This window comes from Ornithinimicrobium sp. (assembly GCF_030537745.1).
GTDB lineage: Bacteria > Actinomycetota > Actinomycetes > Actinomycetales > Dermatophilaceae > Ornithinicoccus.
Genome location: NZ_JAUNVI010000081.1, coordinates 2436 through 10207 on the forward strand (window position 1 = coordinate 2436; position 7772 = coordinate 10207).

The window sequence follows — 7772 nt, forward strand, 5'->3', positions numbered from 1 at the left end:
CGGCGCGTGGCGTTCGTCAGCGGCGCTTGGCGTTCGGCGGGAGCAACTCCTCGACGCCAGACTTCGCCTCCGCCCGCGCGTGCTTCTCGGCGCGCTTCTCCTTGATGGACTTGCCCGGCTTCTTCGCCGAGTTGCCGTGCGGTGACTTGTCCGACATGAGGGATCCCGTCTGTGGGGTCGAGATGACCCGACGCTCACCACAGTACGCCGATCCACGTTGCCACGGTCGGCAATGCTCCAGCCGGGCGAGCCTGCGGCTCAACTCAGCGCGGCGATCACCAGTGTGGTCCCGCTCACCAGCAGGGCCGCCAGGACGACCAGACGGACCCGCTCGGGGGTCAGCCGGTGGAAGATCCGGTCTCCGAGCCGCCAACCGATCAAGCCGGCCGGCACACTGAGGGCTACCAGGGTCAGGGCCAGCACCGTGATCTTGCCGGTGATCGCCAGCCCGGTGACCGCGACGACACCTTGCAGGGTGAAGATCGCCTGGATGGTCGCGCGGAACACTGGCGGCGGCAGGTGTTGCGCCTGCAGCGCGAGCACGATGGGGGGCCCGTTGGTGCCCGTCGTCGTGACCAACGCGCCGCTGATGAGACCCGCGGTCAGCTCGGCCGGCACACCTCCCGGCAGCCGCGTCCGGGCCAGGATGAGCACCGTCATCACCAGGGTGATCACGCCGATCGCCAGCAGCAGCAGGTTTGCGTCGACCCGGGTGAAGATCAGCAGCCCCACCGGTATGCCGAGGATCCCACCCAGGGTCAGCCATCGCACCGACCGCCCGTCCACGTGGGCGCGCTCGCGACGCCAGCCGAAGAGGGTCGTCAGACCGCTGGACATCACCGCCGCGACGACCGCGGTGTGCGGATCGAAGAGCAGCGCCAGCACCGGCACGCTGAGCATCACGTAGCCAAAACTGGTCACCGCCTGCGCGCCCGCGGCCAGCAGCAGCACCACGAACGCCAGGACCAGTTCCACGTCAGCCAGGATCCCATCCAGGGCAACTGGTTGTCCTTACTGGGTGGCACTGGTAGAACAGAGAGAGTCGACAAGGCTTCACGCGACCTGGGCCTCAGGTTGCGAAGGTCAGGTTGCTCGAAGGAGAGCGCGATGGACAAATTGAGCCTGCAGGCCAAGGCGCGCGAGTTGGCCGCCCGTGCCGCGCAGACCAAGAGTGGCCGCGCAGCCGACACGATCTTTGGCGGCCATGAGAAGCGGATGCGCCAGACCCTGATCGCGCTCCAGGCGGGGCAGGAGCTCGCCGAGCACGACAGCCCCGGCGAAGCCACCTTGTTGGTGATCAGTGGTCGCGTCCAGCTCGTCGCGGGCACGGTGCGTTGGCCGGGCCGTGAATGGGATCACCTGACCATCCCAGACGCACCACACAGCGTCGAGGCGCAGACAGATGCAGTCTTCCTCCTCACCGTGGCGGTGAACAACTGATGAGCTCACCAACCCAACTGACAGTCGGGGACACGACCTACCTGATCCATCGGCTGGACCAGCTGCCTGGATCGGAGCGACTGCCCTACAGCCTCAAGGTGCTCCTGGAGAACCTGCTGCGCAACGAGGACGGGCGGCAGGTCACCCACGAGCAGGTCGAGGCCGTGGCCAACTGGGACCCGACCGCAGCCCACGGGCGCGAGGTCGCTTACACCCCGGCCCGGGTGCTGATGCAGGACTTCACCGGCGTGCCCTGTGTGGTCGACCTGGTCGCCATGCGCGACGCAATCACCGAGCTCGGCGGTGACCCTTCGCAGATCAACCCGTTGGTCCCGACCGAGCTCGTGATCGACCACTCGGTGATTGCCGATGTGTTCGGGCGGCAAGACGCCTTCACGCTGAACGCGGAGCTGGAGTTTGAACGTAACGCCGAGCGCTATCAGTTGCTGCGCTGGGCGCAGCAGGCGTTCACCGACTTCAGCGTGGTGCCGCCGGACACGGGCATCTGCCACCAGGTCAACCTCGAGTACCTCTCCCGCGTGGTGTTCACGAGGCAGACGGCGTCCGGTGTCCTGGCCTATCCCGACACGCTCGTCGGCACCGACTCGCACACGCCGATGGTCAATGGCCTGGGGGTGCTCGGCTGGGGCGTAGGCGGCATCGAGGCCGAAGCCGCGATGCTCGGCCAACCGATGAGCATGCTGGTTCCACCAGTCCTCGGCATGAAGCTCATCGGTGAACTCCCGGCCGGGAGCACCGCCACCGACATGGTGCTCACCGTCGCAGAGATGCTGCGGCGCACCGGAGTGGTCGGCAAGTTCGTCGAGTTCTTCGGACCTGGCGTGGGCAATGTGCCGCTGGCGAACCGGGCCACGATAGGCAACATGAGCCCGGAGTATGGCGCCACCTGCGCCATCTTCCCGATCGACCAAGTGACCCTTGACTACTTGCAGTTGACCGGGCGCCCCGAGCAAGCGATCCGGCTCGTCGAGGCGTATGCGAAGGAGCAGGGCCTCTGGCACGACCCCGACCACGAGCCGACCTACTCCCAGGTCCTCGAACTCGACCTGTCCACCGTCGAGCCATCGATCGCGGGCCCGAAACGACCGCATGACCGGATCCCGCTGCGGATCGCACCGCACGCGGTCGCGGCTCTGCTCGCGGGCAAGAGCCAGGAGGAGGCAGTCGATGCGGGCCTCGACGAGGCTTCTGGAGAGTCCTTCCCAGCCAGCGACTCGATCGCGATCGGTCACGATCGCCCCGGCGACCAACCGAGCAAGCCCTGTGCTTGCGACGGAGACCACGAGTGGCCCAGCACCCCGGTGACCGCCACCATCGACGATGTCGACGTCACGCTCGACAACGGTGCCGTGGTGATCGCAGCCATCACGTCGTGCACCAACACCTCGAATCCCTCGGTGATGATCGGCGCCGCGCTGCTGGCCAAGAAGGCGGTGGAACGGGGGTTGACGCGCAAGCCGTGGGTGAAAACGTCCCTGGCGCCCGGATCACGGGTGGTCACCGACTACTACGACCGCTCCGGGCTGACTCCATACCTGGACCAGCTTGGCTTCAACCTCGTGGGTTACGGCTGCACTACCTGTATCGGCAACTCCGGCCCGCTCATCCCCGAGGTCAGCAAAGCGGTGACCGACCAGGACCTCACGGTGTGTTCGGTCCTGTCGGGCAACCGTAACTTCGAGGGTCGGATCCATCCGCAGACGAAGATGAACTTCCTCACCTCCCCACCGTTGGTGGTCGCCTACGCACTGGTCGGGACGATGCACGTCAATCTGCTGACCGACCCACTGGGCACGGGCAGCGACGGTGAGCCGGTCTTCCTGAGTGACATCTGGCCCTCGACGCAGGAGATCAACGAGGTCATCGACGAGCATCTGAAGGCAGAGATGTACACCAAGGGCTACGCCGACGTCTTCACCGGTGACGAGCGGTGGCAGGGTATGCAGATCCCCGAAGGGGAGACTTTCGCCTGGGAGGAAGCGTCGACGTATGTGCGCAAACCCCCGTACTTCGATGGCATGGGCGCCGACCCCGAGCCGCTCGCCGACATCACTGGCGCGAGGGTGCTCGCTCTTCTCGGCGACTCGGTGACCACGGACCACATCAGTCCCGCCGGATCGATCACCCGGGACAGTCCCGCTGGCTCCTACCTTCTCGAGCACGGGGTGGAGCAGAAGAGCTTCAACTCCTACGGGTCACGGCGGGGCAACCACGAGGTGATGATCCGCGGAACCTTCGCCAACATCCGGCTTCGCAATCAACTCGCACCCGGGACCGAGGGTGGCTTCACCCGAGATCTTTCCGGACACTCAAGCGACGAGCAAGGCGCGACCACGATTTTCGCTGCCTCGGAGAATTACATCGACGACGGCACCCCACTGGTGGTGCTGGCCGGCAAGGAGTACGGCTCCGGATCCTCCCGAGACTGGGCGGCCAAGGGCACCCTCCTGCTGGGCGTGAAGGTCGTCATCGCCGAGTCCTACGAGCGCATCCATCGCTCCAACCTGATCGGGATGGGCGTCCTGCCGTTGCAGTTCCCCGAGGGTCAGAGCGCCGCTTCACTGGGCCTGACGGGCGAGGAGGTCTTCGATGTGACGGGAGTGACGGCACTGCAAGACTCGATCCCCGAGACAGTGCACGTGCGAGCCGGCGACGTGGAATTCGACGCGCTAGTCCGGATCGATACGCCCGGGGAGGCCGACTACTACCGGCATGGCGGCATCCTGCAGTTCGTCCTCCGTCAATTGCTGGCTGGGTCCTCCCACGACGAACCGTAGGTCGGCGAGGAGTTGCGGCAAGAGCGCGGTGAGCCCGTTCTTCGCGCCGCGATCTGCTCCCGGCGTGAGCCAGTCTCAGCGGCCCTGACGCTCGACCCGCTCCCACGGCCATTTTGCGGCGAGCCACGCGGAGACGGCGTCAGCGAGCGGCCCGTCGAGGTCGGCCCGGTCCGCACGCACCCACGACTGGACAGTGACGTCATACGCCGCGGACTCCGCCGGGTAGAGGTAGACGCAGCCGATGACCCCACGATCAGCCAGGTCGAGCACGGTGAACGTGAAACCGATTCCTGCCGCAAAGTCAGCGGCATGACGCCGCAGGTCAGCCAGGTTTGCCTCCAGCGACATCCCGTCGAGCGGGGGCCAGTCACCGTCCGGATAGCCCGGAGTCGCCCGGATGTGCTCGATGCTCGATGTCCACGCCGTGTGGTCAGAGTGGTTGTGCTGAGGTCCTAGCGGTTCGAGTCGGAACCTATCGGTGGCCAGAAGGGCCGGTGGCTCAAACCCGACCGGCACGAACGGTATGGAGGGCATGGCTGGACTGTAGGCGGACCGCTACTCTCACGCCTCTGATTTTCTCGACCAACCCGCACCCCTACACTCGGCTGGTGTCCGAAGTGGTGACCCGTCCTCGGTGCGACGTCGATATTCCGGCGCTCATCGACATCCTCGCCAGGCAGCAGGCGCAGACGCAGTATCCCTTCCACTGGCCGCCAGATCGCGGGCCCGAGCGCTTTCTTCGTCGTCCCAGCGAACGCGAGGCGTGGGTTGCCGAACTCGACGGCAAGGTCGTCGGTCACGTCGCGATCCAGTCAGTCGCGGACGACGAACTCGGGCGGCTGTGGGCGAGCGCGCACGGTGTGCCGATCACGGAGCTGCGCTGCATCAGTGTCCTGTATGCCGATCGCCGCCACCCTCGGCGCGGCATCGGTTCGGCGCTGCTGGCTCGGGCCACGGAGAGGGCACTCGCTGGTGGCGGTGCGCCAGTGCTGGACGTGGTGGCCGGCCATCTCGATGCGGTGAATCTCTACCTCAGCCGTGGATGGCAAGAGGTGGGGCGGATTCGACCGCAGTGGCTTCCCGCCTCTGAAGAGCCGGTCCACGCGATGATCTTGCCGAGGCCTGGCGTCACGGAACTGCGCGTGTCTGCGGTTCTGTGAGGCCATCGGCGCTCTCGTCCTCGGGCCTGCGTCCTGAGCCAAGGGATAGCGTCGCGAGCAGACCGAAGACGAGGAACCCCGCCGACGAGAACGCGGCATAGCGGGTGCCTTCGGAGAACGCCTCTTTCGCAGCCTCCGCTGCCGGCGCCGTCTGGGGGCTCCGCTCGAGGCCCAGGATCGCACCGCCCGCGCTGTCGACGACCGCATTGACGACCTGGTCGCGCTGCTGCTCCGGAAGGCCAGCAGCATCAAGCTTGGAGCTGAGGAGGCCGGCTGTGCTGGTGAACAGCACTGTGCCGAGAATCGCGATGCCCAGCGCCGATCCGACCTGCCGGGCGGTGGACTGCGTCCCGGACGCCTGCCCGCTCTCGGTCACCGGGACGTCCTGCAGCACGACTCCGGTCAGTTGGGCGGTGGCCAGACCCACGCCGAAGCCGTAGACGAAGAGGAAGGGCAGCAACAGCGGCCAGGACGTGTCGGGCGCGATGACGAACCCCAGACCCGCGACGCCGATGATCTCGGCTGCGATGCCCACACGCACAATCGTCACGGGCGCGACCTTGTTGCTCAGGGCACCCGCAAAGCCGCTGGCCATGAACGAGCCGATAGCGAGCGCGAGCAGGATGGCACCGGTCTGGAGTGCGTCGAACCCGATCACGAACTGCAACCACAGCGGCAGCGAGAGGATGATGCCGAACTCGCCGAGGGACACCACGAGAGCGGCAATGTTGCCGTTGCGGAATGAGGGGATCGCAAACAAGCTAAAGGCGATGATGGTGGAGTGGCCCCGCCGCGTGCGCCGCATACCCCAAGCGACAAAGGCGATCAGCCCCAAGAGCGACACGGCAAACGCAAGTGGCACCGGCGAGAGGGCCCACGGCCAAGTCCAGCCGCCGATCGCGGGCACATTCTGGGTGCTCCACCAGCCGTAGGTGCGCCCTTCGATTAGTCCGAAGACCAGCGTGGCCGAAGTGACGACCGACAAGATTGCCCCTACGCCGTCTATTGCCCTGGGGTGCTCGTCCTTGGACTCCGTGATCGTCAGCAGGACACCGATGATGATGATGATCCCGAGGGGGATGTTGATCCCGAATGCCCAGCGCCAGGAGAAGGCGGTCGTCAGCCACCCACCGAGCAGCGGGCCCACCGCGGCCATCCCGCCGATGGTTGAGCCCCACACCGCAAAGGCGATGCCGCGCTCCCTGCCTCGGAAGGTCGCGTTGATCAGCGAGAGCGTGGTGGGCAGGATCATGGCTCCGCCGACACCCTGGACCAGGCGCGAGAGGATGAGGATGTCGCCCGTAGGTGCCAGTGCGGCGGCGACCGACGACACCGCGAAGATGACGACTCCGAGCAGCATCAACCTGCGCCGCCCGAAACGATCGGCGAGGCTTCCAAACACCAGCAACAGGGCCGCAAAGACGAGGGTGTAGGCCTCCTGCACCCACTGCACCTGGGTCGATGTGATGTCGAGGTCTTCGACAATCGAGGGAATCGCGACGTTCACGATGGTGGAGTCGACGATGATCAGCGAGACGGCGATGCTGATGAAAAGAAGGCCGGCCCAGCGACGGCGTTCCCTTGCGGTCATAGACATACCCAGCTCTTCTCGCGATGAGTGCGACGATCGGGTCGTCGACGTCGGCCCCAGGAAACGGTACCTCCACACACGACGTCGAGGGCATCGACTCGGCGTTGTCATCCGGGGCGTGAAGTTGCACCGGAACGGGGGCCATTGAGTCGCGGTAGGGCCAAGGTAAAGGTGGCGCCGTGGCCGGGGCCGTCGCTGGTTGCCACGAGGCTGCCCCCATGCGCGTTAGCGATCGCGCGGCTGATGGTCAGGCCGATGCCAGAGCCGCCGTGGTCTCGATCGCGCGCGTCGTCGCCTCGGTAGAACCGTTCGAAGACGTGCGCCAGTTGTGCCGGGGTGATGCCGTTCCCGGTGTCAGTGACGATGATCTCGACCTCCTCACCAGCGGCGCGGGCGTGCAGGCGCACCTTGCCTCCGTGGGGGGTATGCCGTAGGGCATTGGCGAGCAGGTTGTCCAGGATCTGGGCCAGGCGCGCGGGATCCACGTCCACGACGAGGCTCGCGTCGCTGTCGGTCTCGGCGGTGAGGCTGACACCGTGCCGGACGTAGTTCTCGCGGTTGGACGCGGCGGCCGTGCGGATCAAATCGTTGACCGGGCAGCGCTCGCGCTCGAGGGTGATCCTTCCCTCCTCGGCACGGGAGACCTCGTCGATGTCTTCGGTCAGTCGGGCCAGGCGATCGGTCTGCTCGGTCAGCACCTGCTGGGTGTCCTCGTCCCAGCGGATCACTCCGTCGGTCAGCCCCTCGCAGTAGATCGTCAGGGTGGCGATCGGGGTGCGCAGT

Annotated in this window: 8 protein-coding genes; 3 read left to right on the forward strand and 5 right to left on the reverse strand. The window is 66.4% G+C overall.

Annotation, left to right across the window (positions count from 1 at the left end; genetic code table 11):
* Nucleotides 1-16 precede the first annotated feature (16 nt).
* Together Q4P07_RS12920 and Q4P07_RS12925 are read right to left on the reverse strand one after the other, a co-directional pair.
* Nucleotides 17-157: a hypothetical protein gene (locus Q4P07_RS12920; protein WP_303375325.1), complete on the reverse strand. Its 141-nt coding sequence runs from the start codon at nt 155-157 to the stop codon at nt 17-19.
* A gap of 101 nt (nt 158-258) precedes the next feature.
* Entirely contained in the window at nt 259-975 is a 717-nt protein-coding gene (locus Q4P07_RS12925) for a sulfite exporter TauE/SafE family protein (protein WP_303375326.1), read from the reverse strand.
* A 132-nt stretch (nt 976-1107) separates the two neighbouring features.
* Here Q4P07_RS12925 and Q4P07_RS12930 point away from each other — a divergent pair, with 132 nt between their 5' ends.
* Nucleotides 1108-1440 (forward strand): cupin domain-containing protein, encoded by a 333-nt coding sequence (locus Q4P07_RS12930; protein ID WP_303375327.1) that lies wholly within the window; start codon nt 1108-1110, stop codon nt 1438-1440.
* Nucleotides 1440-4238, forward strand: coding sequence for an aconitate hydratase (locus tag Q4P07_RS12935; RefSeq protein WP_303375328.1), 2799 nt, complete (start codon nt 1440-1442; stop codon nt 4236-4238). Before Q4P07_RS12930 ends, Q4P07_RS12935 begins: the two co-directional genes overlap by 1 nt.
* 75 nt (nt 4239-4313) lie before the next feature.
* Here Q4P07_RS12935 and Q4P07_RS12940 read toward each other — a convergent pair whose 3' ends face one another.
* Nucleotides 4314-4772, reverse strand: coding sequence for a GNAT family N-acetyltransferase (locus Q4P07_RS12940; RefSeq protein WP_303375329.1), 459 nt, complete (start codon nt 4770-4772; stop codon nt 4314-4316).
* Between the two features lie 74 nt (nt 4773-4846).
* Here Q4P07_RS12940 and Q4P07_RS12945 point away from each other — a divergent pair, with 74 nt between their 5' ends.
* On the forward strand, nt 4847-5398 hold the full coding sequence (locus Q4P07_RS12945; protein ID WP_303375330.1) for a GNAT family N-acetyltransferase: 552 nt from the start codon (nt 4847-4849) through the stop codon (nt 5396-5398).
* Here Q4P07_RS12945 and Q4P07_RS12950 read toward each other — a convergent pair.
* Both Q4P07_RS12950 and Q4P07_RS12955 read right to left on the reverse strand, forming a co-directional pair.
* Nucleotides 5367-6989, reverse strand: a complete 1623-nt coding sequence (locus Q4P07_RS12950; RefSeq protein WP_303375332.1) for an MFS transporter — start codon at nt 6987-6989, stop codon at nt 5367-5369. The two genes, Q4P07_RS12945 and Q4P07_RS12950, sit on opposite strands and share 32 nt — an antisense overlap.
* Nucleotides 6990-7096: 107 nt before the next feature.
* On the reverse strand, nt 7097-7772 hold a 676-nt coding region (locus tag Q4P07_RS12955; protein ID WP_303375331.1), incomplete at its 5' end, for a cell wall metabolism sensor histidine kinase WalK.